This window comes from Bacterioplanes sp. CLAM21 (assembly GCF_059641015.1).
In genome coordinates this window covers 3,550,070-3,576,746 of sequence record NZ_CM184929.1, presented here as the reverse complement: position 1 = coordinate 3,576,746, position 26,677 = coordinate 3,550,070, and the positions used below count along the sequence as shown (strand labels likewise).

27 protein-coding genes are annotated in these 26,677 nt (G+C 52.5%); 21 read left to right on the top strand and 6 right to left on the bottom strand.

All coding sequences use genetic code 11. From position 1 onward, the window contains the following. Position 1: 1 nt before the first annotated feature. The 9 genes from mutL to AC55FS_RS16325 all read left to right on the top strand — a co-directional run bounded on the left by mutL (position 2) and on the right by AC55FS_RS16325 (position 9,523). Positions 2-1,861 carry a DNA mismatch repair endonuclease MutL gene (gene mutL, locus AC55FS_RS16365; protein ID WP_496933331.1) on the top strand — a complete coding sequence of 620 codons (1,860 nt, stop codon included), beginning with the start codon at positions 2-4 and terminating at the stop codon, positions 1,859-1,861. Next, entirely contained in the window at positions 1,861-2,811 is a 951-nt protein-coding gene (gene miaA, locus AC55FS_RS16360; protein ID WP_496933330.1) for a tRNA (adenosine(37)-N6)-dimethylallyltransferase MiaA, read from the top strand. Before mutL ends, miaA begins: the two co-directional genes overlap by 1 nt. A 132-nt stretch (positions 2,812-2,943) precedes the next feature. Beyond that, entirely contained in the window at positions 2,944-3,198 is a 255-nt protein-coding gene (gene hfq, locus AC55FS_RS16355; RefSeq protein ID WP_496933329.1) for an RNA chaperone Hfq, read from the top strand. A gap of 65 nt (positions 3,199-3,263) precedes the next feature. Next, positions 3,264-4,598, top strand: a complete 1,335-nt coding sequence (gene hflX, locus AC55FS_RS16350) for a ribosome rescue GTPase HflX (RefSeq protein WP_496933328.1) — start codon at positions 3,264-3,266, stop codon at positions 4,596-4,598. A 74-nt stretch (positions 4,599-4,672) separates the two neighbouring features. After that, on the top strand, positions 4,673-5,848 hold the full coding sequence (hflK, locus tag AC55FS_RS16345) for an FtsH protease activity modulator HflK (RefSeq protein ID WP_496933327.1): 1,176 nt from the start codon (positions 4,673-4,675) through the stop codon (positions 5,846-5,848). Continuing rightward, on the top strand, positions 5,848-6,717 hold the full coding sequence (gene hflC, locus AC55FS_RS16340; RefSeq protein WP_496933326.1) for a protease modulator HflC: 870 nt from the start codon (positions 5,848-5,850) through the stop codon (positions 6,715-6,717). The genes hflK and hflC overlap by 1 nt, the downstream gene beginning before the upstream one ends. A gap of 120 nt (positions 6,718-6,837) precedes the next feature. After that, positions 6,838-7,032 (top strand): DUF2065 domain-containing protein, encoded by a 195-nt coding sequence (locus AC55FS_RS16335; RefSeq protein ID WP_496933325.1) that lies wholly within the window; start codon positions 6,838-6,840, stop codon positions 7,030-7,032. A gap of 9 nt (positions 7,033-7,041) precedes the next feature. Beyond that, on the top strand, positions 7,042-8,211 hold the full coding sequence (locus AC55FS_RS16330) for an ATP phosphoribosyltransferase regulatory subunit (protein WP_496933324.1): 1,170 nt from the start codon (positions 7,042-7,044) through the stop codon (positions 8,209-8,211). Between the two features lie 19 nt (positions 8,212-8,230). Beyond that, positions 8,231-9,523, top strand: a complete 1,293-nt coding sequence (locus tag AC55FS_RS16325; protein ID WP_496933323.1) for an adenylosuccinate synthase — start codon at positions 8,231-8,233, stop codon at positions 9,521-9,523. A gap of 40 nt (positions 9,524-9,563) precedes the next feature. Here AC55FS_RS16325 and AC55FS_RS16320 read toward each other — a convergent pair whose 3' ends face one another. From AC55FS_RS16320 to AC55FS_RS16305, 4 genes are all read right to left on the bottom strand, one after another. Next, positions 9,564-9,803, bottom strand: coding sequence for an HP1242/YdcH family protein (locus tag AC55FS_RS16320; RefSeq protein WP_496933322.1), 240 nt, complete (start codon positions 9,801-9,803; stop codon positions 9,564-9,566). Between the two features lie 287 nt (positions 9,804-10,090). Further along, positions 10,091-10,531, bottom strand: a complete 441-nt coding sequence (trxC, locus tag AC55FS_RS16315) for a thioredoxin TrxC (protein WP_496933321.1) — start codon at positions 10,529-10,531, stop codon at positions 10,091-10,093. A 77-nt stretch (positions 10,532-10,608) separates the two neighbouring features. Then, complete coding sequence (gene dsbD, locus AC55FS_RS16310; protein WP_496933320.1) at positions 10,609-12,384, bottom strand: protein-disulfide reductase DsbD; 1,776 nt, start codon at positions 12,382-12,384, stop codon at positions 10,609-10,611. A gap of 41 nt (positions 12,385-12,425) precedes the next feature. Beyond that, positions 12,426-13,394, bottom strand: a complete 969-nt coding sequence (locus tag AC55FS_RS16305; RefSeq protein ID WP_496933319.1) for a polyprenyl synthetase family protein — start codon at positions 13,392-13,394, stop codon at positions 12,426-12,428. Positions 13,395-13,649: 255 nt separating this feature from the next. On the opposite strand from AC55FS_RS16305, the gene rplU reads away from it, so the two are divergent. From rplU to ispH, 12 genes are all read left to right on the top strand, one after another. Next, a complete protein-coding gene (rplU, locus tag AC55FS_RS16300) occupies positions 13,650-13,961 on the top strand; it encodes a 50S ribosomal protein L21 (RefSeq protein ID WP_094060093.1) in 312 nt (103 codons plus the stop codon). 90 nt (positions 13,962-14,051) lie between these two features. Next, entirely contained in the window at positions 14,052-14,312 is a 261-nt protein-coding gene (gene rpmA / locus AC55FS_RS16295) for a 50S ribosomal protein L27 (protein ID WP_496933318.1), read from the top strand. 83 nt (positions 14,313-14,395) lie between these two features. Beyond that, positions 14,396-15,598 (top strand): Obg family GTPase CgtA, encoded by a 1,203-nt coding sequence (cgtA, locus tag AC55FS_RS16290; protein ID WP_496933317.1) that lies wholly within the window; start codon positions 14,396-14,398, stop codon positions 15,596-15,598. A 16-nt stretch (positions 15,599-15,614) separates the two neighbouring features. Beyond that, positions 15,615-16,760: a glutamate 5-kinase gene (gene proB / locus AC55FS_RS16285; RefSeq protein WP_496933316.1), complete on the top strand. Its 1,146-nt coding sequence runs from the start codon at positions 15,615-15,617 to the stop codon at positions 16,758-16,760. A gap of 21 nt (positions 16,761-16,781) precedes the next feature. Beyond that, positions 16,782-17,621, top strand: coding sequence for a 3-deoxy-8-phosphooctulonate synthase (kdsA, locus tag AC55FS_RS16280; RefSeq protein ID WP_496933315.1), 840 nt, complete (start codon positions 16,782-16,784; stop codon positions 17,619-17,621). Between the two features lie 109 nt (positions 17,622-17,730). After that, entirely contained in the window at positions 17,731-17,997 is a 267-nt protein-coding gene (gene rpsT / locus AC55FS_RS16275) for a 30S ribosomal protein S20 (RefSeq protein ID WP_094062032.1), read from the top strand. Positions 17,998-18,071: 74 nt separating this feature from the next. After that, on the top strand, positions 18,072-19,628 hold the full coding sequence (murJ, locus tag AC55FS_RS16270; protein WP_496933314.1) for a murein biosynthesis integral membrane protein MurJ: 1,557 nt from the start codon (positions 18,072-18,074) through the stop codon (positions 19,626-19,628). A gap of 71 nt (positions 19,629-19,699) precedes the next feature. Beyond that, positions 19,700-20,689 carry a bifunctional riboflavin kinase/FAD synthetase gene (gene ribF, locus AC55FS_RS16265; protein WP_496933313.1) on the top strand — a complete coding sequence of 330 codons (990 nt, stop codon included), beginning with the start codon at positions 19,700-19,702 and terminating at the stop codon, positions 20,687-20,689. Positions 20,690-20,706: 17 nt separating this feature from the next. After that, entirely contained in the window at positions 20,707-23,583 is a 2,877-nt protein-coding gene (gene ileS, locus AC55FS_RS16260; protein WP_496933312.1) for an isoleucine--tRNA ligase, read from the top strand. Further along, positions 23,583-24,095, top strand: a complete 513-nt coding sequence (lspA, locus tag AC55FS_RS16255; RefSeq protein WP_496933311.1) for a signal peptidase II — start codon at positions 23,583-23,585, stop codon at positions 24,093-24,095. Before ileS ends, lspA begins: the two co-directional genes overlap by 1 nt. Further along, positions 24,092-24,532, top strand: coding sequence for an FKBP-type peptidyl-prolyl cis-trans isomerase (gene fkpB / locus AC55FS_RS16250; RefSeq protein ID WP_496933310.1), 441 nt, complete (start codon positions 24,092-24,094; stop codon positions 24,530-24,532). The genes lspA and fkpB overlap by 4 nt, the downstream gene beginning before the upstream one ends. Further along, complete coding sequence (gene ispH / locus AC55FS_RS16245) at positions 24,522-25,466, top strand: 4-hydroxy-3-methylbut-2-enyl diphosphate reductase (RefSeq protein ID WP_496933309.1); 945 nt, start codon at positions 24,522-24,524, stop codon at positions 25,464-25,466. Before fkpB ends, ispH begins: the two co-directional genes overlap by 11 nt. 7 nt (positions 25,467-25,473) lie before the next feature. Here the strand turns inward: ispH and AC55FS_RS16240 are convergent, their stop codons facing one another. Then, the gene (locus AC55FS_RS16240) at positions 25,474-25,881 is read right to left on the bottom strand and encodes a type IV pilin protein (protein ID WP_496933308.1); all 408 of its coding nucleotides are present in this window, start codon (positions 25,879-25,881) and stop codon (positions 25,474-25,476) included. 19 nt (positions 25,882-25,900) lie between these two features. Next, positions 25,901-26,647, bottom strand: a complete 747-nt coding sequence (locus tag AC55FS_RS16235; protein ID WP_496933307.1) for a PilW family protein — start codon at positions 26,645-26,647, stop codon at positions 25,901-25,903. Between the last annotated feature and the right edge of the window lie 30 nt (positions 26,648-26,677).

The window sequence follows — 26,677 nt, the reverse complement described above, 5'->3', positions numbered from 1 at the left end:
TATGAAACGCATACAGCGCCTGTCCCCCCGGCTTGCGAACCAAATCGCCGCCGGCGAAGTAGTTGAACGACCTGCCAATATTGTTAAAGAGCTGGTGGAAAATGCCCTCGATGCAGGCTCCACTCGCATCGATATTGATGCCGAGCAGGGTGGGGTAAAACTGCTGCGTATTCGTGACGATGGTCATGGCATCGACAAAGACGATCTCGCGTTGGCATTAAGTCGTCACGCCACCAGTAAAATCATTACGCTGGACGATTTAGAAGCTGTCGCTTCGCTCGGTTTTCGCGGTGAAGCCTTGGCCAGTATCAGTTCTGTGTCGCGCTTGGCGCTGACATCACGCACGCCAGAGGCGGAGCAGGCCTGGCAGGTAACGGCAGAAGGTCGGGATATGGAGGCGCAGCTGGCGCCTGCTGCGCACCCGGCTGGCACCACAGTCGAAGTGCGGGATTTGTTTTTTAATACGCCCGCTCGGCGTAAGTTTTTGCGCACCGAAAAAACAGAATTTTCTCATTTAGAAGAAGCCTTTAAGCGCTTAGCGCTCAGTCGCTATGACATAGGGTTTAGCCTGCGCCATAACGGTCGAGTGGTGCATCAGTTGCGTCCGGCGCAGCGCACGGTTGATCGTGAAAAACGCGTCGCTAGCTTGCTCAATCCGCAGTTCATTGACAGTGCGGTGCACCTGGATACCGAAGCGGCTGGCTTGAGTTTGCAGGGTTGGGTTGGGCTGCCAACCTTCTCTCGCTCGCAGGCGGATATGCAGTATTTTTTCGTGAATGGCCGGGTCGTGCGAGATAAGCTGGTGGCTCACGCTATTAAGCAAGCCTATCGCGACGTGTTGTACCACGGTCGCCATCCGGCCTTTGTGCTGTATTTGTGGCTCGATGCCAAGCTGGTCGATGTGAATGTTCATCCCACCAAGCATGAAGTGCGTTTTCGAGATGGTCGCTTGGTGCATGATTTTTTATTCCGCTCTTTACACCGGGCGCTGGCCGATGTGCGCCCAGATGATCAACTGCCGTCTGCCTCGACAGAAAGTTTGCAGGCGCCGCCAGCAGTTGTTAGTGGCGTGCAGGCTGGAGAATTTCGTGAACAAACGCGACTTGATTGGCGCGCTGATACGAATAAACCCAGCGTGCAGCAGGTTAATGAGCAAATGGCAGCCTATCAAACGATGGCGCAGCCACTGCAAGTACCGGCATCGGCGCCAAGCAATCAAATGGCGTTGGCATCTGCTGCAGTGGCAAGCTTGCAGGATATTGATCACGACCCAGATATGCCGCCTTTGGGCTATGCCGTGGCACAGTTGCATGGCATTTATATTCTGGCGCAAAACCAGCAGGGCATGGTGGTGGTCGATATGCACGCGGCCCACGAACGCATCACTTATGAGCGGTTAAAAACCGCCATTGATGCAGAGCAGGTGGCCAGTCAGCCCTTGTTGGTGCCAGAAACCTTGGCATTAAGTGAGCGTGAGGCCGACGTTGCCGAACAGTATGCGCAAGAATTTCGAGCTTTGGGAGTGGAGCTGGCACGTGTTGGCCCTGAGGCCATTATGGTGCGACAAATCCCGGTGTTGCTGCAGCAGGCGAATGTGGCTCAATTGGTCACAGATATGCTCTCTGAGCTGATGGAGCATGGGCATTCCGATCGCATTACCGCCAAGCGCAATGAAATCTTGTCGACCATGGCTTGCCATGGCTCGGTGCGTGCCAATCGCAAGCTGACCATTGCTGAAATGAATGCCCTGCTGCGCGATATGGAGGCCACCGAACGCAGTGGTCAATGTAACCATGGGCGTCCAACTTGGACCCAGCTCACCTTACACGAGCTGGATAAACTGTTTTTGCGGGGACGCTAATGACTGAACTTCCTCCAGCCATATTTTTAATGGGGCCGACGGCGGCTGGTAAAACAGCGCTGGCGATGACCCTGGCTGAACAGCATCAATGTGAAATTATCAGTGTCGATTCGGCGCTGGTGTATCGTGATATGAACATAGGCACGGCTAAGCCCGACGCCGATATGCTGGCGCGTGCGCCGCACCGACTGATTGATATGCTCGACCCGTCAGAGCCATATTCTGCGGCGCGCTTTCGAGAAGATGCACTGGCTGAAATGGCAGAGATCACAGCTGCTGGTAAGGTGCCCTTATTGGTGGGCGGGACCATGATGTACTTCAAGTTTTTGCGTGACGGAGCAGCGGATCTGCCGCAAGCGGATGACGCGGTTAGGGCGGCTTTGCTAGAGCAAGCGCAGCAACAAGGTTGGCCAGCCATGCATCAGCGTCTTGCAGAAATTGACCCAGAATCGGCCCGCCGCTTAAAGCCTATGGATTCTCAGCGTATTCAGCGCGCGTTGGAAGTGTACCAGGTGAGTGGTAAAACCCTGACCCAGCATTGGCAGGAGCAGCAGAGTGAACCCTTGCCCTATCATGTGGTGAATTTGGCCGTCTGTCCGCAAGAACGAAAGCAGTTGCATCAACGGATTGCCGAGCGCTTTCGGATAATGCTGAACGAAGGTTTTATTGACGAAGTGCAGCAGTTATACCAGCGCGGTGATCTTGATACCTCGATGCCGTCGGTGCGTGCGGTGGGTTATCGCCAAGCATGGGACTATTTAGCAGGTGAATGTGATTACGACGAAATGGTCGAGCGCGGCATTATTGCCACCCGTCAATTAGCCAAACGTCAAATCACGTGGCTGCGCAGTTGGCCAGATTTGCACTGGTTGGATACCAATGATCCGAATCTTGTTAATAGTGCCTTGAAAATCCTTGAGGCCAACGCCATATTTAGCCCATCGTCCTGACTCCCCTGCTTGAACGCGAAAGTTTGCGGCTCCGGACGACCTGGGGCTTAGAGCGCTCAACGACTGAGTGCTCAACATTTTATTTTTTTACCGTCCCCACATTGGACGGCCACCTTATTTAAGGAGATAACCATGTCAAAAGGGCACTCGCTACAAGACCCTTATTTGAACCAATTACGAAAAGAGCGTATTCCGGTTTCTATATTTCTGGTCAATGGCATTAAGTTGCAGGGGCAGATTGAGTCATTCGATCAGTTTGTCATTTTGTTAAAAAATACCGTCAGCCAAATGGTGTATAAGCACGCCATTTCTACGGTGGTTCCGTCGCGCAATGTGCGTTTAGCTCCTCCTGCCGAAGCCGGTGAAGGTGCTGAAGAGCAGGCTTGAGCGATATCCTGAAGTAATACTAAAACCCGGTTTGCATTCTCAGGCCGGGTTTTTGGAGTGTGTCTTTGTTCTTTGAACGTCCTGAAGGCGCTCAGCGCCAAGGTGCTGGCGGTGGCGAACGTGCCGTGCTGGTACACGTCGATTTTCCCGAAGGGGCCAATCGTGAAGATGTGACCGAGTTCTACGAGCTGGTCACTTCGGCTGGAGCCGATCCAGTAGAGTTGGTCACCACCAAGCGCGATGCGCCTGATCCGAAATCCTTTATTGGTCGCGGTAAGGTGGAAGAAATTTCTGACCTGCTGCATTTGCACGATACCCAGCTGGTGATTTTTAACCATGCCCTGTCGCCGAGCCAGGAACGTAACCTGGAACGGGCACTGCAGTGTCGGGTATTAGATCGCACTGGGCTGATTCTCGATATCTTTGCCCAACGTGCCCGTACTCATGAGGGTAAGCTGCAGGTAGAGCTGGCTCAGTTACAGTATCAGTCAACCCGGTTGGTCCGAGGCTGGACCCACCTAGAACGGCAAAAAGGTGGTATTGGCCTGCGTGGTCCGGGTGAAACACAGCTCGAAACTGACCGGCGCTTATTGCGTGAGCGGGTGAAAAATATTCACGCGCGGTTAGAAAAGGTGCGCTCCCAACGCGAGCAAGGGCGGCGTTCGCGTAAGCGCTCTTCTGTACCGACGGTGGCGCTGGTGGGATATACCAATGCCGGTAAATCAACACTGTTTAATGCCTTAACGGAAGCCGACGTCTACGCCGCAGATCAGTTATTTGCCACCCTGGACCCTACCTTGCGCCGTTATGGTGTGGACGATATTGGTGAAGTGGTGCTGGCGGATACCGTTGGCTTTATTCGCCACCTGCCGCACAAATTGGTGGAGGCGTTTCAGGCCACCTTGCAAGAAGCAGCAGAGGCCGATTTGCTGTTGCACGTCATTGATTGTGCCACCAGTGAGCGCGATGCCAATGTCGCTGCCGTGGAAGGGGTGTTGGAAGAAATTCATGCCGATGAAGTGCTCACTTTGCGGGTGTACAACAAAATAGATTTGCTTGAGCATGGCGAAGCGCGTATCGATCGTGACGACAGTGGTAAAGCCGTTGCCGTGTGGTTATCGGCGCAGCAAAACATCGGTTTTGAGTTGCTGAATCAAGCCATGGCTGAGTTGCTGGGCAATGAGTTGTTTGAGCAGGAAATCTGCTTAGCCCCGACGGATGCCAGGTTGCGGGCGATTCTTTACGAATTGGGCGGTGTGCGCAGCGAGCGCTTCGGCGACAATGGCGAAATTTTGCTGCAAATTCGTATGCAGCAAGATGATTTTCGTATGGCATTGGCGCGAGCCAATGTCGATGAGCAACGCTTTTTTCAGCGCGAACGGGAACACTGGGAGCGCTGATTAGGGTGACACTGACTAAGCTGACTGGCTATCATTGGCAACCATTCGATCTGTCTTCCTGACTGGAGAAAACTATGGCCTGGAATGAGCCCGGCGGAAAGGGCAATCCCAACGATCCATGGGGTAACAACAACCGCGGCAATAATAATCGCGGCGGCAACCAACCGCCGGACCTGGACGAAGCGCTGAAGCAGCTGATGGACAAGCTTAATGGCTTGTTTGGTGGCGGTGGCAATCGCGGTAATAACAATCGCTCCAGTGGTGGCGGTGGCTTATTTGGCATCGCCATTGTTGCGCTGCTGGTGATGCTGGGCTTTCAATCGGTGTATACCTTGGACGAGACGCAACAGGGCGTTGTTATGCGTTTGGGTAAATACCTGAAAACCGAGAATGCTGGTTTGCGCTTTAAAATCCCGCTGGTGGATGAAGTGATTCCGGTTAATACCACCCAGGTTCGTAACGCTGAAATTAAAGAGCGCATGCTGACCGAAGACGAAAACATCGTCGAAGTTGAATTGAACGTTCAGTATCGGGTAACCGACCCAGTGGCTTATGCCTTGCGTGTTGAGCAGCCTGAACGCACCTTGCTGTCGGCAGCGGAAAGTGCGCTGCGCCACGAGGTTGGTTCTACAGCAATGGACCCAATCTTAACGGTTGGTCGTGCAGTATTGGCCGATCAAGTACAGGTACGCTTGCAGAATTATCTGGAACGTTATCAAACCGGTATGGTGATCAGTCAAATCAACATTAAAGATGCACGCCCACCTGGTGAGGTGAAAGCGGCCTTTGATGATGTGCAAAAAGCCAAGCAGGACAAAGAACGTTTGATTAACGAGTCCGAAGCTTACGCGAATTCGATTGTGCCGGAAGCGCGTGGTCGTGCCCAGCGTCAGTTGGAAGAAGCGGCGGCATATAAAGCTCGCATCGTGGCGCGCGCCGAAGGTGAGGCCGAGCGTTTTGAAAACCTGTATAGCGAATACCGCAAAGCGCCTAAGGTGACACGCGAGCGTTTGTACATTGAAGCCGTGACCAATGTGTATAACAACGCCAGCAAAGTCCTGGTTGATGTTGATGGGGGCAATAACATGATGTATTTGCCGCTGGATCAACTCGTTAAAAACATGCCAAAGCCGACGGCAATGCAGGACATTATGTCTAATGCCGATATTTCACGTTTGACCGATCAGGTATTGCGTGAAGTGCGAGCGCGTCAAGGAAACTCAACCAGCAGTCGTCGGGAGGGTCGTTAATGTCTCCTAAAGCCATGATCGGCATTATCGTTGCCGGTGTTCTGTTGCTGATTGCCAGCCAGGGCTTGTATGTCGTCAATGAAAAAGAGCGTGCCATCAAGCTGCAATTTGGTGAGGTGGTGGGTGATGATATTCAGCCTGGCCTGCATTGGAAAACGCCATTCGTACAGAATGTGAAGAAGTTTGATGCGCGTGTGTTGACGTTAGATACCAATCCATCTCGCTATCTGACATCGGGCAAAAAATACGTCATCGTCGACTCGTTCGCCAAGTGGCGGATTAAAGACGTTAAAGCTTATTACCGTGCGACATCGGGTAATCGTTTTGAAGCGTCTAACTTGCTGTCTAACCTGCTGAATAAAGGTTTGCGTGATGAGTTTGCTTCTCGGACCTTGCACGAAGTGGTGTCAGGTGAGCGTGACGAGCTGATGACCAAGATGACTCAGCTGCTGAACCAAAACACTCAAGATGAATTGGGTGTGGAGGTATTAGATGTGCGTGTTAAGGCTATCGACTTGCCAGATGATCTGAGTAATTCGGTATATAACCGTATGTCTGCAGAGCGTGAGCGTGAAGCACGTGAGCAGCGTTCGCAAGGTAAAGAGCTGGCCGAAGGTATTCAGGCCGATGCCGATCGTCAGAAGACGGTGATCGAAGCGGAAGCGTATCGTGACGCCGAGCGCACTCGTGGTGAAGGCGATGCTGAGGCGGCACGTATTTATGCCGCTGCTTACAGCAAAGATCCAGAGTTTTATTCCTTTACCCGTAGCCTGAAAGCTTATCAGGAGACGTTTAAAGAGAATGATGTGATTCTGCTCAAGCCTGATAGCGATTTCTTCCGCTACCTTAAAGACAGCAAGGGTCAGTAAGATGAAGAGCCTGCTCGCAGGCTCAGGTATCTTAACCCCAGAGCTTCTGTTAGAATCCTGCAACCGGGCCCCATGGCCCGGTTTTTTGTGCGTTCAAGAAAGAGACAGGCGGTATTCAGCATGGATATGTGGCAACAGTTGATGTTGGCTCTGGGCTTGTTTCTGGTGTTTGAAGGTCTGTTACCTTTTGCCAATCCTGGCCAGTGGCGTCGGTTGGTAATGCAGGTAGCGCAAAGTGATGATCGCACCATTCGACTGACTGGCCTGATCAGTATGTTGCTGGGTCTGGCTGTGCTCTATATCACCAACCATTAAGGCCGATCCATGACAAGTGCAGATCGTTGGCTGTTACCTGATGGTATCGAAGAAATCCTGCCGCCGCAGGCGCGCCAGATTGAAAGTCTGCGGCGCCAGCTGTTGGATGTATTGGATGGCTGGGGCTATGACGTGGTCATGCCGCCAGCGCTGGAATATTTAGACTCATTGCTGACCGGTGTTGGCAAAGACCTCGACCTGCGTACCTTTAAGGTTACTGATCAGTTGTCAGGCCGATTGATGGGGTTATCGGCAGATACCACGCCGCAAGTGGCACGTATTGATGCCCATAGTTTTGCCCCGGAAGGTGTCGGGCGTTTTTGTTATTGCCGCACGGTATTTCATGCCAAAGCCAGTTCCTTACTGGCCAGTCGTACCCCGACCCAAATCGGTGCTGAGTTGTACGGCGAAGCAGGCATGGCAGCGGATGTAGAAATCATCAGCTTGATGATCGACCTGCTCCGTCAGGCCGGAGTTCAGCAGCTGCACCTGGATTTGGGCAACGTAGCGGTGTTTAGGGCGTTGGCCGATGCGGCGCAACTAAGCACAGAGCAGCAGCAAGCACTGTTTGCCCTGCTGCGTTTCAAATGCGTCACCGACCTAGATCAGTGGGCGCGCGATAATCTCAGTGATGCCACCTTGGTCGCAGCGTTTGCTCAGGCATTTCGTCTGCAGGGTGATGTTGATGCGCTGGCGCCGGTTATTGCTGAGTTGTCAGCATCAGTGCCGGCGGCGGCTTCTGCTTTGCAGCATACGCTCGATGTCGCGCGCCAGCTGAGCATGCGCTTCCCTGAGTTACCGTTGTATTTTGATTTTACTGAACTGCGCGGCTATGACTATCACACCGGTTTGGTGTTTGCGGCTTACGTGCCGGGTTATGGCGACGCCGTGATGCAAGGCGGGCGCTATGATGAGACTGGAGCCGTGTTTGGCCGTGCGCGTCCGGCGACCGGTTTTAGTGGCGATTTAAAAGTGTTGGCACGATTTGGCTCAGTAGCGGTAACGCGGCGTGAGACGGTGCTGGCACCCAAGGATACGGATGCACAATTGTGGCAGCAGATACAGCTGCTACGAGAGCAGGGTAAGCGAGTAGTGACACAGCTGAATGGTGAGGCGGTGGTGGCTGATTACCAGCTGCAACAGCAGGATGGCCAATGGCAGCTGGTAAAGATTAACTGATTGAGTGAAGACATTGGCAATGGGTAAAAGTGTTGTTGTTTTAGGCACCCAGTGGGGTGACGAAGGTAAAGGCAAGATTGTTGATTTGCTGACTGAAAAAGCCGCCGCTGTGGTGCGTTTTCAGGGCGGACACAATGCCGGTCATACCTTGGTGATCAATGGCGAAAAAACCGCCTTGCATTTGATTCCATCTGGCATCTTGCGCGATGGCGTACAGTGCATCATCGGCAATGGCGTGGTGTTAGCGCCAGATGCCTTGCTGCGTGAAATGAATGCCTTGATTGAGCGCGGTGTTCCGGTTAAAGAGCGGTTGCGCATCTCCCATGCGTGTCCGCTGATTTTGCCGTATCACGTCGCACTGGATCAGGCGCGTGAAATCAAGCGTGGCAACGCCAAAATTGGTACTACTGGGCGTGGTATTGGTCCAGCGTATGAAGATAAAGTGTCGCGTCGTGGTTTGCGCGTCGATGACATGTACCAGCCAGAGTTTGCCGACAAGCTGAAAGAAGTGATGGAATTCCATAACTTCTCGTTGCGCGAATACTACGGTGTTGATGAAGTTAGCTACGAAGACACGCTGGCTGCCTGCATGGAGTGGGCTGCTGCAATCAAAGACATCGTTGTTGACGCGGTAGATTTGGTGCACACGGTACGTGAGCAGGGTGGCGACATAATGTTTGAAGGTGCCCAAGGCACACTGCTGGATATCGACCATGGTACGTATCCGTTTGTGACCTCGTCTAATACCACGGCTGGCGGTGTGGCGACGGGCTCTGGTGTGGGACCTTTGTACCTGGATCAGATTCTGGGCATTACCAAGGCTTACACCACTCGTGTTGGTTCAGGTCCTTTCCCAACGGAATTGTTTGATGACGTTGGCAAGCACCTAGCAGATGTGGGTAAAGAAAAAGGCACCACCACGGGTCGTGATCGTCGTTGTGGTTGGTTTGATGCCATGCTGGTTAAGCATGCCATTCGCGTTAACTCGATTAACACCATCTGTTTGACCAAGCTGGATGTGCTGGATGGTCTGGATACCATCAAGGTCTGTATCGGTTATCAGGACGAAAATGGCAATGCGTTAAAAGTACCGGCATCGGCTGATCAATTCGAGAAAGTCACGCCTGTGTACAAGGAGTTGCCAGGCTGGACCGAGTCGACCTTTGGTGCCAAGAGCATTGATGATTTACCGGAAAATGCCCGCGCTTATATTCGCTTTGTTGAAGAAGCGATTGGTGCGCCGATTGATATTATTTCAACCGGCCCAGACCGGGTTGAGACCATTGTGCTCAGACACAGCTTCGAGCTGTAACTGGCGCCAATAAAAAAAGCCCCTCATTGAGGGGCTTTTTTTATGCTTGTTTTAGCATAGTGTAGAGGTCGTCTTTTAAATGTAGGCGCTTTAGCTTGAGCTCTTCTAAGCGCTCGTCTGAGGCCGCTTCCACCTGCTCTTCAATCTTGCGCACTTCGCGATCCACATCGTGGTACTCGTCAAACAAACGCGCGAAATGACGATCATTCATTTTTAAGTCGCGGATCTGTGCAGTCATGTCCGGGAACTCGTGGTGCAGATCGTGGTGTTCAATGCTCATAGTTATTCTCCCTTGTTGGTTTAGGGTCAGAATAAGCTGATGGGCGGCAAAGATATTGATGTGTATCAGGCTGTCGTGGTGGGCCATTAAATTAACTGGCAATGCTTGAGCTAGCGCAATTAATGACGGCTTGTAGGCGGTGGGTAAGCTATGTGTTGCCCGAATGGTTGGTCAGGCTGCCGACCCATGTGCGCAATCGGCAGTCGCTTATGCTGTGGAGAGATAGTCTGGCTTTGGCTGCGGGGCCCTGAGCTTGGGTGCAGGGCCTTATTTGGCAACGACTTAACTTACATCGCTGCCAGGTTTTGCTGTACCCACTGCTGCAGCTGGGCTGCTGGTAACGCACCGGCCAGTCGCTGCACTTCTTGACCTTTATGAAACAAAATCAATGTCGGAATGCTGCGAATCGCGTACTGCTGGCTGACGGCTGCAGCGTGTTCCGTGTTGACCTTGGCGAAGCGTAATTGGCTTTGCATCTGTTGGCACAAGCGCTCAAATACCGGTGCCATCATTTTGCAGGGGCCGCACCAGCTGGCCCAAAAATCCACCAATACGGGTAGATCATTTTTGTTGATAAAGCGCTGGAAGCTCTGATCGTTAAGCTCGACTGGCTGGCCGTTAAAGAGCGTTTGTTGGCAGCGGCCGCAACGTGATTGCAGGTGCTGTTCGTGGCTTTTATCGACAGGGATGCGATTGATACCACCGCAGTGGCCGCAGGTGTAGTGCATGTTGAGATCTCTTGGGCTTTACCTTAGATATAAGGTTTGGCGCGAGAAAAACAAGCCCGGCATAGCCGGGCGATTGTTTATAGGGCTGGGCGTAAACGCTGTTCAATATGCTGGATAAAACCGGCTTTATCGGCTTCGCCAGGCAGTCGAGCAGAGGCTAATTCTTGCCCTTGGTTAAAAAACAGCACAGTCGGTGGACCAAAGACTCCGTAGCGCTGCATAAATTCGATGTGCTCGTCAGTATTGTCGGTCACATCCAGTTGCAGCCACAGGGTGTCGCTGAGCAGCTGTTGCACGTCAGCTTGTTCAAAAACTTCCTTTTCCATCACTTTACAGCTGATGCACCAGTCAGCGTACAAATCGACCATCACTGGGCCGCTACTGCTGGCAATCAGCTGGTCAATCTCGGCTACCGATGCGGTGCGTTGAAAAGGTGATGAGTGCTGGCTGTCTGTTGTGCTGACATTGCTGTGGCTTGAGCTCAGCGGCTGTAGCGGGTTGTTATTGCCTTGCAGTGCGCCTATCCAGGCGCTGGCGCCGTAAAGGGTGAAAATCAAGGCGATGCCTCTCACGACCCGGCTGCCGCCGTTGTTGGCAGGTTCCAGGGCGCCCAAATAGATGCCGTACATCAGGGCCAATGTGCCCCACAATGCCAGTTCAATGGCGGCTGGCAGAATGCGCGATAGCAACCAGATGGCGACGCCCAGCAGCAGTACACCAAATACCGCCTTGATTTGGTTCATCCACATGCCGGCTTTAGGCAGGATGGAGGCGCCTGTGGTGCCTAAAACAATCAGTGGTGCGCCCATGCCCATGCCCAGGGCCAATAAAGCGCTGCCGCCCAGCCAAGCGTCACCGGTGGCGCCCAGGTAAACCAAGGCGCCGGCTAGCGGTGCTGATACGCATGGCGATACCACCAGAGCCGATAACACGCCCATGATAAAGACGCTGACCAGCTGACCACCTTGCTGGCGCTGATTGATATCGTTGAGGCGGTTGCGCAGTCCTGCGGGCAATTGCAGTTCGTACAGGCCGAACATGGCCAGGGCTAAGGCGGCGAATAAGGCGGCAAATACCATAAGCACCCAGGGCGTTTGCATCCAGGCTTGGATATTGGCTCCCGCGCCCAGTAGGCCAACGGTCAAGCCGGCGGCAGCGTAGGTAAGGGCCATGCCCAACACATAAAGGCTAGATAACACAAAGCCACGAGAGGGGGAGTGATTGCCTTGTCCCAATACCACGCTGGTTAGAATGGGCACCATGGGCAGTACGCAGGGCGTAAAGGTCAGTCCTAGCCCTAATAGGAAAAACAAGCCCACTACGGCGCCCCAGGAGCGACCGCTAAACCAGTCGTCGCTGTTGGGCTCGGTGGTTGGTGAGGTTTTGTCGATGCTGCTTTGTGGTTGTGGCGACGATGCATTGGCTGCGACGCTACCGTCCCAGCTCAGTTGCAGCTTTTGCGGTGGGTAGCACAAACCAGCATCGGCACAGCCTTGGTGGTGCAGCGCGTAGGTGCCCGGTTGTAGTGTGGATAAATCAAAGCTGGCCGTGAGTGGGCCATAAAATGCCGTCACCTGGCCAAAGGCTTCATCTTGCTTTTGCTTGCCGCTTTGTGACCAAGCGTTGGCCTCAATGCGCTGTCCGTTCTGCGAAACGTAGATACGGCTTTTGTACAGGTAGTAGCCGTCGCTGGAGTTCCAGTGTGCGCTTAGGGTGGCACCTTCTTGCTCAGTGGTGAGCGGGAAGGCCAGCTCTACCGGCAAAAACTCTGGTTCATTGTTCAGCGAGTCGAGCAGGCTGGCGTGACTGATCGAGGTGGTCAGGCTGATCAGCAGTAACATCCACTTGATCACAAGGGTTCCTTTCATGGTGCGGACAGCCTGGGGCTGTCGGATTAATGGGTGCGCATCACGGCTATATCGGCTAGTGCTGCCAGTGCAAGTTTGGCCTCGCTGGCTGGCAAAAGTTCTAATTGTTGTTTGGCGGTCGCGGCGCAAGCTTGAGCTTGTTGACGCGTATATTCTAATGAGCCCAGTTTTTGTACGATGCGAACCACGTCATCCATTTGCTCGAGGCCGCCACGGCGAATTGCTTGGCGCAGTAGTTGGCGCTCATCGTCACTGCCATGGGCCATGGCGTGAATCAGTGGCAAGGTGGTTTTGCCTTCAGCCAAATCATCGCCAACGTTTTTACCCAGCTCACTGGCGTCGCCGCTGTAATCAAGTACATCGTCAATCAATTGAAACGCCATGCCCAGCTCGGTGCCATAGCGTTTCAGGGCCATTGCAACGTTTTCTGGTGTCTGGTGCAAGACGGCAGCGGCATGAGTTGAAGCCTCAAATAGCATGGCGGTTTTGCCGTGGATGACGTCGCGATACTGAGATTCGGTCAGATCTGGATTTTTGACGTTGGTCAGTTGCAGTACTTCACCTTCGGCAATGACACAGGTGGCATTCGATAAAATGCTCATGACCGGCAATGAGCCCAGCTCAACCATCATTTGAAAGGCGCGGCTGTAGAGAAAGTCGCCCACCAGTACGCTGGGGGCATTGCCCCATTTAGCGTTGGCGGTTGGGTTGCCACGGCGCATATCCGAGGTGTCGACCACGTCGTCATGCAGCAGGGTGGCAGTATGCAGAAACTCAATCACGGTTGCTAAAGTGACGGCTTTGTCGCTTTGTTGCTGCAGTGCCTGGCTGGTGAGCAGTACCAGCAATGGACGAATGCGCTTGCCGCCACTTGAGACGATGTAGTCGGCGATTTTCTCCACCAGCGGTACGCGTGATGACAGTTGTTGATGGATAAGGCGATCGACAGCCTGAAACTCGGATTGAACGACGGAAAGAATGTCTGAAATCTGCATGGCCGTAGCGCGATCGCCTGAAAGAATGCTAAGAAAGCGCAAATGCTAGGGAGGCACCGTCTGAGTGTCAAGAAACACCTGGGCCCAACTTGCGCCTTGGCCGTAGCTGCGGTATAGTCTCGCGCCCCGAATTTCTGCTCCCTGCCATATGGAAACCAGAGTGTTGCCAATAGAAGCAGGACGTAGCTGGCAGACAGCTCGAGTAAGTAGCAGTGGTTATGCCGGGTTCATTATGTGTAACGCGGAGAACGTACTATGTACGCAGTAGTGGTAACTGGCGGTAAGCAATACCGTGTCGAAGAAGGCCAGACGCTGAAAGTTGAAAAGCTGGAAGTTGAAACCGGTGCAGCGGTTGAGCTGGAAAAAGTTCTGCTGATCGGCAATGGCGACGACGTTAAAATCGGTGCGCCTGTTGTTGATGGTGCCAAAGTGACTGCTGAAGTGGTTGGCCACGGTCGTCACAAGAAGGTTAAGATCCTGAAGTTCAAGCGTCGTAAGCACCACATGAAGCAAATGGGCCACCGTCAGTGGTTCACCGAGCTGAAAATCACCAGCATTGCTGGCTAATAATCTGAACTGAATTCCTGGGTCCGTGTCAGGTAGCCAAACCGGCCGCATCCGCAGCGTTGCAGCGACCCAATAACGAGGAGCAAGATCATGGCACACAAGAAGGCTGGTGGTAGCACCAAGAACGGTCGCGATTCCGAAAGTAAACGCTTAGGCGTCAAAATGTTCGGTGGTCAAGCGGCCAAAGCAGGTAACATCATCGTTCGTCAGCGCGGCACTCGCTTCCACGCTGGTGACAACGTACGTGTTGGTCGTGACCACACTTTGTTCGCAACTGCTGACGGCGAAGTGAAATTCGAAGTCAAAGGTAAGAACAACCGTAAGACTGTTAGCATCGTTCCAGCGGCGTAAGTTCGCTTGACATGATGGCTCGACGCCCTGCAGCTATGAGCTGGCGGGGCGTTTTTGTATCTAATCATCCTTGAGGGTCCAGTATGAAGTTCGTTGATGAAGCGACCGTATCCGTTGAAGCCGGCAAAGGGGGCAATGGCTGTCTGAGCTTTCGTCGCGAAAAGTTTATCCCCAAGGGTGGTCCTGACGGTGGCGACGGCGGTGATGGTGGCTCGGTGTTCTTAGAAGCCGATGAGTCCATCAATACCCTGATCGACTACCGCTACACCCGCCGCTTTAAGGCGCAAAATGGTGAGCCGGGTGCCTCACGCAACTGTACCGGTGCTAAAGGCAGTGACTTGGTGATGAAGGTGCCGGTCGGTACCACGGCTATTGACGCTGATACCGGCGAAACCCTGGGTGATTTGACCTATGTGGGTGAGCGTCTGATGGTCGCTCGCGGTGGTTATCATGGTCTTGGTAATACTCGTTATAAGTCGAGCACCAATCAGGCTCCGAGACAAACCAAGCCAGGCCAGGAAGGTGAGTCTCGCAACCTGAAGCTGGAGCTGAAGGTACTGGCCGATGTTGGCTTGCTGGGTATGCCGAATGCTGGCAAGTCGACCTTTATCCGTGCGGTGTCCGCCGCCAAGCCTAAAGTTGCTGATTATCCCTTTACCACCTTGGTACCGAACCTGGGTGTGGTCTCGCTGGAGCAGCATCGCAGCTTTGTGATTGCCGATATCCCAGGTTTGATCGAAGGTGCTTCAGAAGGCGCTGGTTTAGGTACGCGTTTCCTTAAGCATCTGGTGCGCACTCATATTCTGCTGCATATCGTTGATATGGCGCCGTTTGATGAATCTGATCCGGCCGACAAGGTTGAGGCGATTTCGCGCGAGTTGGAACAGTTCTCGCCGGGTTTGGCGGCGCGTGAGCGCTGGCTGGTGATGAATAAGCTCGACTTGATTCCAGAAGACGAGCGTGAGCAGCGTTGCCAGGAACTGCTCGACAAGCTCAACTGGGAAGGTCCGGTATATCGCATTGCTGCCATTAGTCAGCAGGGCACCCGGGAGCTGGTTGGCGATATCATGAGCTTTATTGAAGAGCGCCAGCAGCGAGCCCAGGAAGATGAAGATTTTGCTGATGCCTTGATTGCCGAGCGTGAGCAGGTGGAAGAAGAGGCGCGTGAACACATGGAGATGTTGGCAGAGCGTCGTCGCCAGGAGCGTGCTGCTCGCAAAGCCGCTAAGCAGGATGATGACGACGATGATGATTACGATGTCGAAGTGGTGTTTACCAACGAATAACGCCTAAGGAAAAGACATGAGCGAAGCGGTGCAAGATTATCAAGCGGGTCGGGCGCAGTTATCGCAGCGCAAGCGCTGGGTTATTAAAATCGGCAGCGCTTTGCTGACCAATGACGGTCGAGGCCTTGACCGGGAGCGCATTGGTGAATGGGTCAAGCAGATGGCCGCATTGAAGCAGGCCGGCCATGAAGTGGTGTTGGTGTCTTCGGGCTCAGTGGCCGAGGGCATGAAACGTCTGGGCTGGCAGCGCCGCCCGGAGCAGTTACATCAACTGCAAGCCGCTGCGGCTGTCGGGCAAATGGGCCTGATTCAGGCCTATGAAAGCGCGTTTGCCCAGCATCAATTCCATACCGCGCAAATCCTACTGACCCACGATGATCTCAGTGATCGTCGCCGCTATTTGAATGCCCGCACGACACTACGCACCTTGCTGGATATGGGTGTCGTTCCCATTGTTAATGAAAACGACACTGTGGTGACAGACGAAATCTGCTTTGGCGATAACGACACCTTAGGTGCTTTGGTCGCCAATTTGATTGAAGCGGATTTGCTGGTGCTGCTGACCGACCAGGATGGTCTGTATACCGCTGATCCGCGTACCCATGCCGAGGCTTCACTGATTTATGAGGGCTGTGCTTCAGACCCCGCCTTTAAGGCCATGGCCGGTGGCGGCGGTGCATTGGGGCGCGGCGGTATGGCGACTAAGGTGCGTGCTGCCACCTTGGCTGCGCGTTCTGGTGCCGATACGGTTATTGTCGGTGGTCGCTTGCCTATGGTGCTTGAGCGCCTGCAGCAAGGTGAAGTGATTGGCACGTTGCTGCGTGCGGATGCCGAGAAGCTGGTGGCACGCAAGCAGTGGATTGCTGGTCATTTACAGACCTGCGGTGAGCTGGTGCTGGATGTCGGAGCCGTTGATGCGGTGCAGAGCCAGGGCCGCAGTTTGCTGCCCATAGGTGTGGCTGCGGTGCAGGGACAATTTGAACGTGGGCAGGTGGTTGCCTGTCTGAATGAGCAGGGTCAGCTGGTGGCCAAAGGTTTGGTCAATTTCAGCTCTGATGAAGCGCGGCTTATTGTGCGCACACCAACACGTGAGTTGGTGAATGTGTTAGGCGTGGTCAGTGACCCGGAAATGATACACAGAGACAACCTAGTTGTTTTGTAACCGAAACAGGAAACAATCATCATGATTCAGTCGGTTGATGTCGCCGGTTTGCAAGTGCGCAATGATGCGCCTTTCACCTTGTTTGGTGGTATGAATGTGCTAGAAAGCCGTGATTTGGCACTGCGCATTTGTGAGCACTATGTGCAAGTCACAGAAAAACTCGGCATTCCTTATGTCTTTAAGGCGTCGTTTGATAAGGCCAATCGCTCGTCGATTAACTCCTATCGTGGCCCTGGCATGGAAGAAGGGCTGAAGATCTTTGCTGATATCAAGGCACAGTTTAATGTGCCCATCATCACCGATGTGCATGAGCCCTATCAGGCTGCGCCGGTGGCTGAAGTGGTTGATGTTATTCAGTTGCCTGCGTTTTTGGCGCGCCAGACCGATTTGGTGGTGGCCATGGCCAAAACGGGTTCGGCGATTAATGTTAAAAAACCACAGTTTCTGGCACCCCATGAAATGCGCCACATCATCAGCAAGTTTGCCGAAGCTGGTAACGAGCGGGTGATGCTGTGTGAGCGTGGCTCAAGCTTTGGTTACAACAACCTGGTGGTCGACATGCTGGGTATGGACGATATGAAGCAGCAAGCGCCGGTGGTGTTTGATGCGACCCATGCGCTGCAGCGCCCAGGTGGCCGTGCTGATTCGGCCGATGGTCGTCGTGCCCAGGCATTTGAGTTGGCTCGCTCGGGCATGGCTTTGGGTTTAGCTGGGTTGTTTATTGAAGCGCATCCTAATCCTGCAGAAGCTAAATGTGATGGCCCGTGTGCGCTGCCATTGGACAAACTGGAACCTTATCTGGCGCAAATGAAGGCCGTTGATGAGCTGGTTAAGTCGTTTGACGCGATCGTTATCGACTGACTGTTGACAGTGGCCGGGTGAGTCTGGATAATTCCGGCCCTCTATTATGGAGCCTGAGCCTTGGCTTAGCTCCGAATTAACCGAAATAACCAATTTTGAGGAGCCGACTGTGGCAAATTCTGCTGGTTCTCGTAAACGCGCCCGTCAGGCTATCAAGCGTCGTGCTCGTACCGTAGCCCTGCGTTCAATGGTTCGTACTTACATCAAGAAAGTAAATGCTGCTGTTGCAACGGGTGACTATGAGCAAGCTCAAGCTGCGTTTACTAAGTCTCAACCTTACATCGACAAGATGGTAAACAAAGGTATCATGCACAAGAACACTGCTGCACGTACCAAGAGCCGTCTGAATGCTAAGGTATTCGCACTGAAAGGCTAATCGCCGCTCAGTTCGAAAAACCCGCTTTAGGCGGGTTTTTTTATGTCTGGCGTAAGCCCAAAGGTGGGAACAGGATGTCGGATCAAGCGGCGCAGTCATCCAGTCTGCTGCGCTCCTCAACCATTGTTAGTTTGATGACCTTGCTCAGCCGAGTGCTGGGGCTGGTACGTGATGTGGTGGTGGCGCAGTACTTTGGTGCCCGTGCCGATGCTTTTTTTGTCGCCTTTAAAATTCCTAATTTCTTCCGACGCTTGTTTGCCGAAGGCGCATTTTCCGTTGCCTTTGTACCGGTTCTGAGTCAATACCGTACTCAGCGCAGCCTCGATGAGGTGCGCTTGTTTGTGGCGCGCATGTCAGGTTCACTCGGCTTAGTACTGCTGCTGGTCACAGTGCTGGCGCTGTTGTTTGCTGACTATTTGCCCTGGCTATTTGCCCCCGGCTTTCGCTCTGACCCGGAGAAATTTGCGTTAACAGGCGACTTGCTGCGGCTAACCTTTCCTTATTTGCTGTTTATTTCACTGGCGGCCTTTACCAGCAGTATCTTGAACGCTTATGGCCGTTTTGCCATTCCGGCCTTTACCCCGGTGATTTTGAATCTGACCTTGATTGCCTCGGTGTGGTTGCTGACACCCTACCTTGAAGAGCCCTTGTACGCCTTGGCGCTAGGCGTATTGATGGCTGGCGCGCTGCAGTGGCTGTTTCAACTTCCCTTTTTGCTTCAGCAGCGCCTGCTGGTGCTGCCCAAACCTAACTTTCGTGATGAGGGGGTGAAGCGCGTGGGGGGCTTGATGGTGCCGGCGCTGTTCGGTGTTTCCGTCAGTCAGATCAATATGCTGCTCGACACCTTGTTGGCGTCTTTTCTGGAAAGTGGCAGCGTCAGCTGGCTGTATTATGCCGATCGGCTTAATAACTTGCCGTTAGGGGTATTCGCCATTGCCATTGGAGTGGTAGTGCTGCCGAGTTTGTCGGCTAATCATGCCAATGATGATCGGCAAAAATTCTCCGCCACCCTGGACTGGGCGCTGCGAATGGTGTTGATGCTGGCGCTGCCAGCGGCGCTGGCGCTGGTGTTGTTGGCGACGCCGCTAATGGCGACCATTTTTTACCACGGTGAAATGACCGCTTACGACATTGGCAAAATGGCCTTGGCGCTGCAGGCATACGGCAGCGGCTTGCTGGCGTTTATGCTGATTAAGGTATTGGCGCCAGGCTATTACGCTCGCCAAGATACCAAAACGCCAGTGCGCATTGGCATTCAAGCTATGGTGCTGAATATGGTGCTCAATCTGGTATTGGTGATCCCGCTGCAACACGTTGGCCTTGCCTTGGCGACGGCTTTGTCGTCTTACTTTAACGCCTTAATGCTGTATTTGGGGCTGCGCCGCAGCGGCATGCTGGTTGTGAGCTCGGGCTGGTGGCGTTTTCTATTTAAGCTGTCGTTAGCGCTATTGGCGTTGGCAGCCCTGGTGCTGTGGTTAATGGGCCCGGTGCAGCCTTGGTTGCAGTGGGGTGCCAGTATGCGAGCCTGGCAAATGGGCATCATTGTGGTTGCCGGTGTACTGCTGTATTTCTTGGTGTTGTTGGCCTTAGGGCTGCGCCCTCGTCATTTGCGTGGTGCCCGCTTTGAGTGAGCCAGATGCCAGCTGTTCTGAGGCGTCTCAGTTGGCTATAATCCGGGCTTCGTTTTTTTAGGGTGATCTGCATGCAATTGGTGCGTGGGCTGTACAATTTGCCATCCGGTTTTGCCGGTTGTGTTGCCACGATTGGCAACTTTGATGGCGTGCACCTGGGGCATCAAGAGTTGCTTCGCTCCCTTGAACTGCAGGCCCAGCAGTATCAGCTACCCACGCTGGTGTTGTTGTTTGAGCCGCAACCCAAAGAGTTTTTTGCCCCTGAGCACGCACCGGCTCGATTGGCAAGTCTGCGCGACAAATTGCGGGATTTATCAGGCAATCGCCAGTATCCGGGCGTTGATTACGTCTTGTGCTTGCCGTTTAACCAATCTTTACGCTCTATGTCGGCACAGCAATTTATTCAGCAAGTATTGGTTGATGGCTTAAAAGTCCGTCACCTGATTGTCGGCGACGATTTTCGTTTTGGCTGTGATCGCAGTGGCGATTACCAAGCCCTGCAGCAGGCTGGAGATAAATTTGGCTTTGCCGTGCAAGATACCCCAACGCTGGAGCTCGATGACGAACGTATCTCCAGTACCCGTGTCAGAACCGAGCTGATGAGCAATAATCTGGTGGCGGTAGCAAGGCTGCTGGGGCGCCCCTATTGCATGTCAGGACGAGTGGGTTATGGTCGTCAGCTTGGGCGCACCATAGGTGCTCCCACGGCCAATGTGCTGATACAACGTCAAAAGTTGCCTATGACCGGCGTCTTTGCTGTGCAGGTTCGTGACCAAGAGTCTGGTGAAGAGTATTTGGGTGTGGCCAATCTGGGCGTTAAGCCAACCGTGGCAGGCCAGCCAGAGCCATCGCTGGAAGTGCATTTATTTGCCTGCAATCAAAACCTCTATGGACACCATTTAACGGTGGCTTTTTTACACAAGGTTCGGGATGAAAAGAAATTTCCGGATCTCGATGCATTAAAGCAGGCTATCGCCTGCGACTTTGATGCCGCTAAACTTTATTTCGCTGCCATGCCAGGCGCATTTCGTGGTCATCTGACCACTGAATTTAGCTTTTAAAACTAAGTGACCAAACTATGAACGATAAAGTGGAAAGCCAGTACAAGTCGACCCTGAACCTGCCGGATACCGAATTCCCTATGCGCGGTAACCTGGCCAAGCGTGAGCCTGAATTATTGGCGCGTTGGGAGCAAATCGGACTGTACCAGCAGATTCGTGAGGCGCGTGCCGGTCGCGACCGCTTTATTTTGCATGATGGCCCTCCGTACGCAAACGGCACGATTCACGCAGGTCACGCCGTGAATAAAGTGCTGAAAGACATCATTATCAAGTCACAAACCTTGAGCGGTAAGGATGCGCCTTATGTTCCAGGTTGGGACTGTCATGGTTTGCCGATCGAATTAAAAGTGGAAGAAAAAGTTGGCAAGGTGGGTGAAAAGCTCAGTGCCAGCGAATTTCGTAAACATTGTCGCGAATATGCGGCCGAGCAGGTTGACGGACAGCGTACTGACTTTAAGCGTTTAATGGTGCTGGGCGATTGGGATAATCCTTATCTGACCATGGACTTCAAATTCGAAGCCGACATCATTCGCACCTTAGGTCGTATCATCGACAATGGCCATTTGCACAAAGGATTTAAGCCCGTTAACTGGTGTAGTGATTGTGGCTCTGCTTTGGCCGAAGCCGAGGTGGAATATCAGGATAAAAAATCTCTCGCCATCGACGTGAAATTTGCCTTTGCTGAGCCAGCCAAGTTAGCACAAGCGTTTGGTGTTGAGAGCACGTTGCCAGCCAGCTTAGTGATCTGGACCACCACACCTTGGACCTTGCCGTCCAACGAAGCGGTATCGGTGCATCCGCACATTGAATATTCTTTGGTGCAATTAAACGAGCAGCAGGAATTACTGGTATTGGCCTCGGACTTGGTCGAATCAGCGCTGCAGCGTTATGGCATCAGCGATTATCAGGTATTAGCAACGGCTGATGGTCAGGCTTTTGGTCAGCTGCCAGAGCAAAGCGACGCCCCCTTTATGCTGCTGCATCCATTTATTCCCGCTGCTGATGGCCAAGCAAAAGCAGTACCTGTGATTACCGGTGGCCACGTGACCGCTGACTCAGGTACCGGTGCGGTGCACACTGCCCCCATGCACGGTGCCGACGACTATGTAGTGTGCAATCAATTTGGTATTAGCTCTGAGCGTATGCTGGTTGATGATGCGGGTAATTTTGTTGTCACCCCGGTACTGGAAGCGTTGGAGTTGGCCGGCTTAAGCACGGCTGATAAAGGTAATTTTCGTGTACTAGGCTTGTTGGCAGAAAAAAATGCGCTGCTGAAGAAAGAAAAAATCGAGCACAGCTACCCGCATTGCTGGCGTCATAAAAGCCCGATCATTTTCCGTGCGACACCGCAGTGGTTTATCAGCATGAACCAAGCAGGTTTGCTGGATAAAGCCATGCATGAAGCCGACGAGAACGTTAGCTGGCGTCCGAGCTGGGGTAAAGCGCGCATTGAAAGTATGATGGGCAATCGTCCGGATTGGTGTATTTCTCGCCAGCGTACTTGGGGTGTGCCGATTGCTTTGTTCACCCATAAGCAAACCAGTGAATTACATCCAAATACTGCAGCACTGATCGAGCAGGTAGCTGCTTTGGTGGAGCACCAAGGTATTGATGCTTGGTTTGAACTGGATGCGAAAGAGTTACTGGGCGAAGAGGCCGAACACTACAACAAAGTAACCGATACGCTCGACGTTTGGTTTGATTCAGGCGTTACCCATACCGCTGTATGTTTACAGCGTGAAGAATTACAACTGCCAGCCGACTTGTATTTGGAAGGCTCGGATCAACATCGTGGTTGGTTCCAGAGCTCATTATTAACGAGTGTTGCGGCATACGGTCATGCGCCTTATAAAACTGCGTTGACGCACGGCTTTGTGGTTGATGGTCAAGGTCGAAAAATGTCTAAGTCACTGGGCAATATTGTTGAGCCAAAAGCGGTGATGAATAAGCTGGGCGGTGATATTTTGCGCTGGTGGGTGGCAGATGCTGACTACAGTGGTGAAATGAACTTATCGGATGAAATTCTCAAGCGTACTGCTGATGCTTATCGCCGTGTTCGCAATACCAGTCGTTTTATGTTGGCCAATATCAATGGCTTTAACCCAGCGACGGACATGGTGGAGGGTGATGAACTGCTGCCATTAGATGCCTGGATTATTGCTTACAGTCGTGAACTGCAAGACACCTTGATCGCTTATTACAACGATTATGACTTTAAAGCCCTCACCAAAGCGTTGATGAATTTCTGCGTAAGTGAGTTAGGTGCTTTTTACCTGGATGTAATTAAGGATCGTCAGTACACCTGTAAAGCCGATAGCCTACCGCGCCGCAGTGCACAAACGGCGCTGTATCATATTCTCGAGGCCATGAGTCGCTGGATTGCTCCAGTGTTGTCCTTTACGGCGGAAGAAATTTGGGAAAATCTGCCAGGTGATCGCTCTGCGTCTGTGATGCTGACCGAGTGGTATCAGGACTTCCCTACGGTGAGCGATGACACCTTGGGTGACGCTTACTGGCGCCGTATCCTGGAAGTAAAACAAGCGGTTAACGGCGTATTGGAAAAAGCTCGCACCGATAAAACCATTGGCGCCAGCTTAAGTGCAGAGCTCGATTTGTACGTGAGTGACGAGTTAAAAGCCGAACTGGAAAAACTCGGAGATGAGCTTCGTTTTGTACTGCTGACCTCTGCGGTACGTGTGCATGCTTTGGCTGAACAGGGCGACGAGACCGAACTGAAAGGTTTGCGCGTTTCTGTACAGGCGTCTGATAAAGAAAAATGTGATCGCTGCTGGCATCACAGTGATTCGGTAGGCAGTCATGCTGAGCACCCACTATTGTGTGGCCGCTGTGTTGAAAATGTGGAGGGCGATGGTGAACACCGTCGCTATGCTTAATGTCGGTATTTAAATGTACAGCACTGTGGTGGTGGTGGCTGGCAGCACTTGTATTTGTGTTGGATATTGTCACCAAACAGGTGGCTGAACAGGTATTGGTGTTTGCTCAGCCTGTGTATGTTTTGCCGGTACTGGATTTTACCTTGCTGTACAACAAGGGGGCGGCGTTTAGCTTTTTGGCTAACGAAGAAGGCTGGCAGCGTTGGTTTTTTACCGGCATTGCCGTGGCGGTGAGTGTCATGTTGATTAGCTGGCTTAAAAAGTTGCCGCGCGAACACACTTGGTTGCCGGTGGCGCTAACGCTGATTTTAGGCGGAGCGCTGGGCAATTTATTTGATCGGCTGATGTTTGGTCATGTAATCGATTTTATTTCAGTGCATTGGCAGGATTCCTATTTTCCTGCCTTTAATCTGGCTGATTCGGCGATCACCATTGGTGCCATTATGATGGCGCTGGATGTAATGCGGGAAATGAAAGAAGAGCGGCGTAATAAAGCGGAGAACAATGAATGACTAATATTATTGGCTCCGACAGCCGCGTCACACTGCACTTTGCGTTGAAAATGGCCGATGGCCAGCTGGTGGACTCAACCTTTGATCGTTCTCCTGCACAGCTGACCATAGGTGATGGCAATCTCTTGCCTGGTTTTGAGCAATGCTTGCATGGTTTAACAGCAGGTGATCATCAGACCTTTGATATAGCGCCTGAAAATGGTTTTGGCCAGCCTAATCCACAAAATGTGCAACGCATGAAACGTAGCGATTTTGCCGTTGATATGCCGATCTCTGCTGGCCTAATGGTGTCTTTTGCTGATGCGCAGGGCGCCGAGTTGCCTGGTGTAATTAAAGAAATCCAAGGTGATACGGTTTGGGTTGATTTTAATCATCCTCTGGCAGGTAAAGCGTTGCAGTTTGAAGTGCAAATCATCGAGGTAAGCGATGCAGATTAAACTGGCCAACCCACGCGGCTTTTGTGCTGGAGTGGATCGTGCCATCGATATCGTTAATCGGGCCTTAGAGCTGTTTGAGCCGCCTATTTATGTGCGCCATGAAGTGGTGCACAACAAATTTGTGGTGAATGATTTACGCAACCGTGGTGCTATTTTTGTCGACGAGCTGCATGAAGTGCCCGACGATGCTATCGTCATTTTTTCTGCCCATGGGGTGTCTCAGGCCGTGCGTCAAGAAGCCCAGGCGCGTGGCTTAAAAGTATTTGATGCCACGTGTCCGTTGGTTACCAAGGTCCATTTAGAAGTAAGCCGCTATAGTGCCGAAGGCAGTGAGTGCGTACTGATCGGCCATAAGGGGCACCCAGAGGTTGAGGGCACCATGGGTCAGTACGATCACGCTGCGGGTGGAGATATTTATCTGGTCGAAGATGAAAAAGATGTCGCAGCACTAACTGTACGTCATCCAGAAAAACTCTCTTATGTGACCCAAACCACCTTGTCTATGGATGATACGGCACGGGTTATCGATGCGCTGCGCGCCAAGTTTCCTCATATCCAAGGACCGCGTAAGGACGATATTTGTTACGCCACACAAAACCGTCAGGATGCCGTGAAAAAACTGGCTGCCGAATGTGATCTGTTGTTGGTGGTGGGATCGGTTAATAGCTCAAATTCAAATCGTTTACGTGAATTGGGTGAGCGCATGGGTGCCAAAGCCTTTTTGATCGATAACGCTAATGAGGTCGTGGCTGACTGGTTTGATGATGTAAAAAAAGTGGGTATTACCGCAGGGGCTTCTGCGCCAGAAGTGCTGGTGCGAGCCGTGATTGAGCGGTTAAAGCAGCTGGGTGGGGAAGAGCCGGAAGAACTCCAAGGGCAACCAGAAAACGTGGTGTTTTCGCTGCCCAAAGAGTTAAGGATGAAAGCGCTCTAAAGGGACTTTAGAGCGGCTGGCCATTCACGGTTCGTGTGCCCGTGGTGTCGAACACTAGGTTGCCGTCTGGTACTTGCTCACCTCGTGCGGTTGCTGTTACCTGCACGCACTGTGCCAAAGTGCCTGCTGCGCAACTTTGGGCGGCGACTGAATACAGTCCTGTTCTCGTGATGAGTGGGTTACTAGAAAAGCCAAGTTGTGTGATGTTAGTCGTGTACTGAGAATTGGCTGCATAAAAACGTTCTTGTGCGTCGAGAATATCCGATATAGCAGATATTCCTTCGCTGCGATTAGCAACCAGTACATACTCTCTGTATGCAGGAAGAGCCGTAGTAAACAGTATTCCAATAATGACGACTACTACCAAAAGCTCGATTATAGTCATGCCTTGGTATGTTTTTAACCCTTTACGCATTGGAAGGCTCCTAGGTATTTTATTGCTCGGTATTTGGAAACCAAACGGTGCTGATTTGTACAAAACGCGAAAATGAATCGTTATATTGTACTGGATTGGAATCTAACAGTAAGTATGCTCTTGCAGCATCGTCAAATGTTCCATCTTCGAATGATCTAGCCAGTAAACCTATTCGCACGGCCGTGACTCGCTCAAAGTCTAATGGGGACAAATCGTCTAGCGAAACGAAGCGCGTCATTTGGTCAGTGCCGCTGGATAAACCATACAGTACCTGTAAAGACTCGACCCCATTGGCGATGGTTTGTGCGCTGTCGATGACATTGCCTGCATTATCATAGGTTACGCAGCGGAAGCTATAGTCATTGATAGGATCGGCGTCTCCAGTATTGGGTTCAATCCAAAAGACGTCGGTTACAATGGGGTTTGCACTGCCTATAACAGCGGCAGGAATGGCAGCTCCTGCGCAGGTTTGTGAATCACGCGCTGGTGATCCAGCATCGTTGTAGACTTTTCGTTGAATGGCTAAGCGATCCCCACCAGTACCGTTATTATCCGTCTCGAAGCTGCAGTTAGCACCCACCGCTGGTGGCGCTACGCCGCCTGCGCAAGCCGCTGCGATGGGAGCAAAAACATCCATTTCGTATTGAAACCCACCGCGCCGGACTTCTTCCTGAAGCCAGGCTGAAACCAGTCTGGCCGTTTCTTGCGATTGGGAAATGCCTTCTGATGTAGTCGACGTGCTGGCACTGGTGATCATAATGTTCATGATAAACAATGATACGACTATACCGAGAGC

Coding starts and splice junctions, on each gene's coding strand:
- mutL (WP_496933331.1), top strand. CDS start 2: ATGAAACGCATACAGCGCCTGTCCCCCCGGCTTGCGAACCAAATCGCC.
- miaA (WP_496933330.1), top strand. CDS start 1,861: ATGACTGAACTTCCTCCAGCCATATTTTTAATGGGGCCGACGGCGGCT.
- hfq (WP_496933329.1), top strand. CDS start 2,944: ATGTCAAAAGGGCACTCGCTACAAGACCCTTATTTGAACCAATTACGA.
- hflK (WP_496933327.1), top strand. CDS start 4,673: ATGGCCTGGAATGAGCCCGGCGGAAAGGGCAATCCCAACGATCCATGG.
- hflC (WP_496933326.1), top strand. CDS start 5,848: ATGTCTCCTAAAGCCATGATCGGCATTATCGTTGCCGGTGTTCTGTTG.
- AC55FS_RS16335 (WP_496933325.1), top strand. CDS start 6,838: ATGGATATGTGGCAACAGTTGATGTTGGCTCTGGGCTTGTTTCTGGTG.
- AC55FS_RS16330 (WP_496933324.1), top strand. CDS start 7,042: ATGACAAGTGCAGATCGTTGGCTGTTACCTGATGGTATCGAAGAAATC.
- AC55FS_RS16325 (WP_496933323.1), top strand. CDS start 8,231: ATGGGTAAAAGTGTTGTTGTTTTAGGCACCCAGTGGGGTGACGAAGGT.
- AC55FS_RS16320 (WP_496933322.1), bottom strand. CDS start 9,803: ATGAGCATTGAACACCACGATCTGCACCACGAGTTCCCGGACATGACT.
- trxC (WP_496933321.1), bottom strand. CDS start 10,531: ATGCACTACACCTGCGGCCACTGCGGTGGTATCAATCGCATCCCTGTC.
- AC55FS_RS16305 (WP_496933319.1), bottom strand. CDS start 13,394: ATGCAGATTTCAGACATTCTTTCCGTCGTTCAATCCGAGTTTCAGGCT.
- rplU (WP_094060093.1), top strand. CDS start 13,650: ATGTACGCAGTAGTGGTAACTGGCGGTAAGCAATACCGTGTCGAAGAA.
- rpmA (WP_496933318.1), top strand. CDS start 14,052: ATGGCACACAAGAAGGCTGGTGGTAGCACCAAGAACGGTCGCGATTCC.
- cgtA (WP_496933317.1), top strand. CDS start 14,396: ATGAAGTTCGTTGATGAAGCGACCGTATCCGTTGAAGCCGGCAAAGGG.
- proB (WP_496933316.1), top strand. CDS start 15,615: ATGAGCGAAGCGGTGCAAGATTATCAAGCGGGTCGGGCGCAGTTATCG.
- kdsA (WP_496933315.1), top strand. CDS start 16,782: ATGATTCAGTCGGTTGATGTCGCCGGTTTGCAAGTGCGCAATGATGCG.
- murJ (WP_496933314.1), top strand. CDS start 18,072: ATGTCGGATCAAGCGGCGCAGTCATCCAGTCTGCTGCGCTCCTCAACC.
- ribF (WP_496933313.1), top strand. CDS start 19,700: ATGCAATTGGTGCGTGGGCTGTACAATTTGCCATCCGGTTTTGCCGGT.
- ileS (WP_496933312.1), top strand. CDS start 20,707: ATGAACGATAAAGTGGAAAGCCAGTACAAGTCGACCCTGAACCTGCCG.
- lspA (WP_496933311.1), top strand. CDS start 23,583: ATGTCGGTATTTAAATGTACAGCACTGTGGTGGTGGTGGCTGGCAGCA.
- fkpB (WP_496933310.1), top strand. CDS start 24,092: ATGACTAATATTATTGGCTCCGACAGCCGCGTCACACTGCACTTTGCG.
- ispH (WP_496933309.1), top strand. CDS start 24,522: ATGCAGATTAAACTGGCCAACCCACGCGGCTTTTGTGCTGGAGTGGAT.
- AC55FS_RS16240 (WP_496933308.1), bottom strand. CDS start 25,881: ATGCGTAAAGGGTTAAAAACATACCAAGGCATGACTATAATCGAGCTT.
- AC55FS_RS16235 (WP_496933307.1), bottom strand. CDS start 26,647: ATGAACATTATGATCACCAGTGCCAGCACGTCGACTACATCAGAAGGC.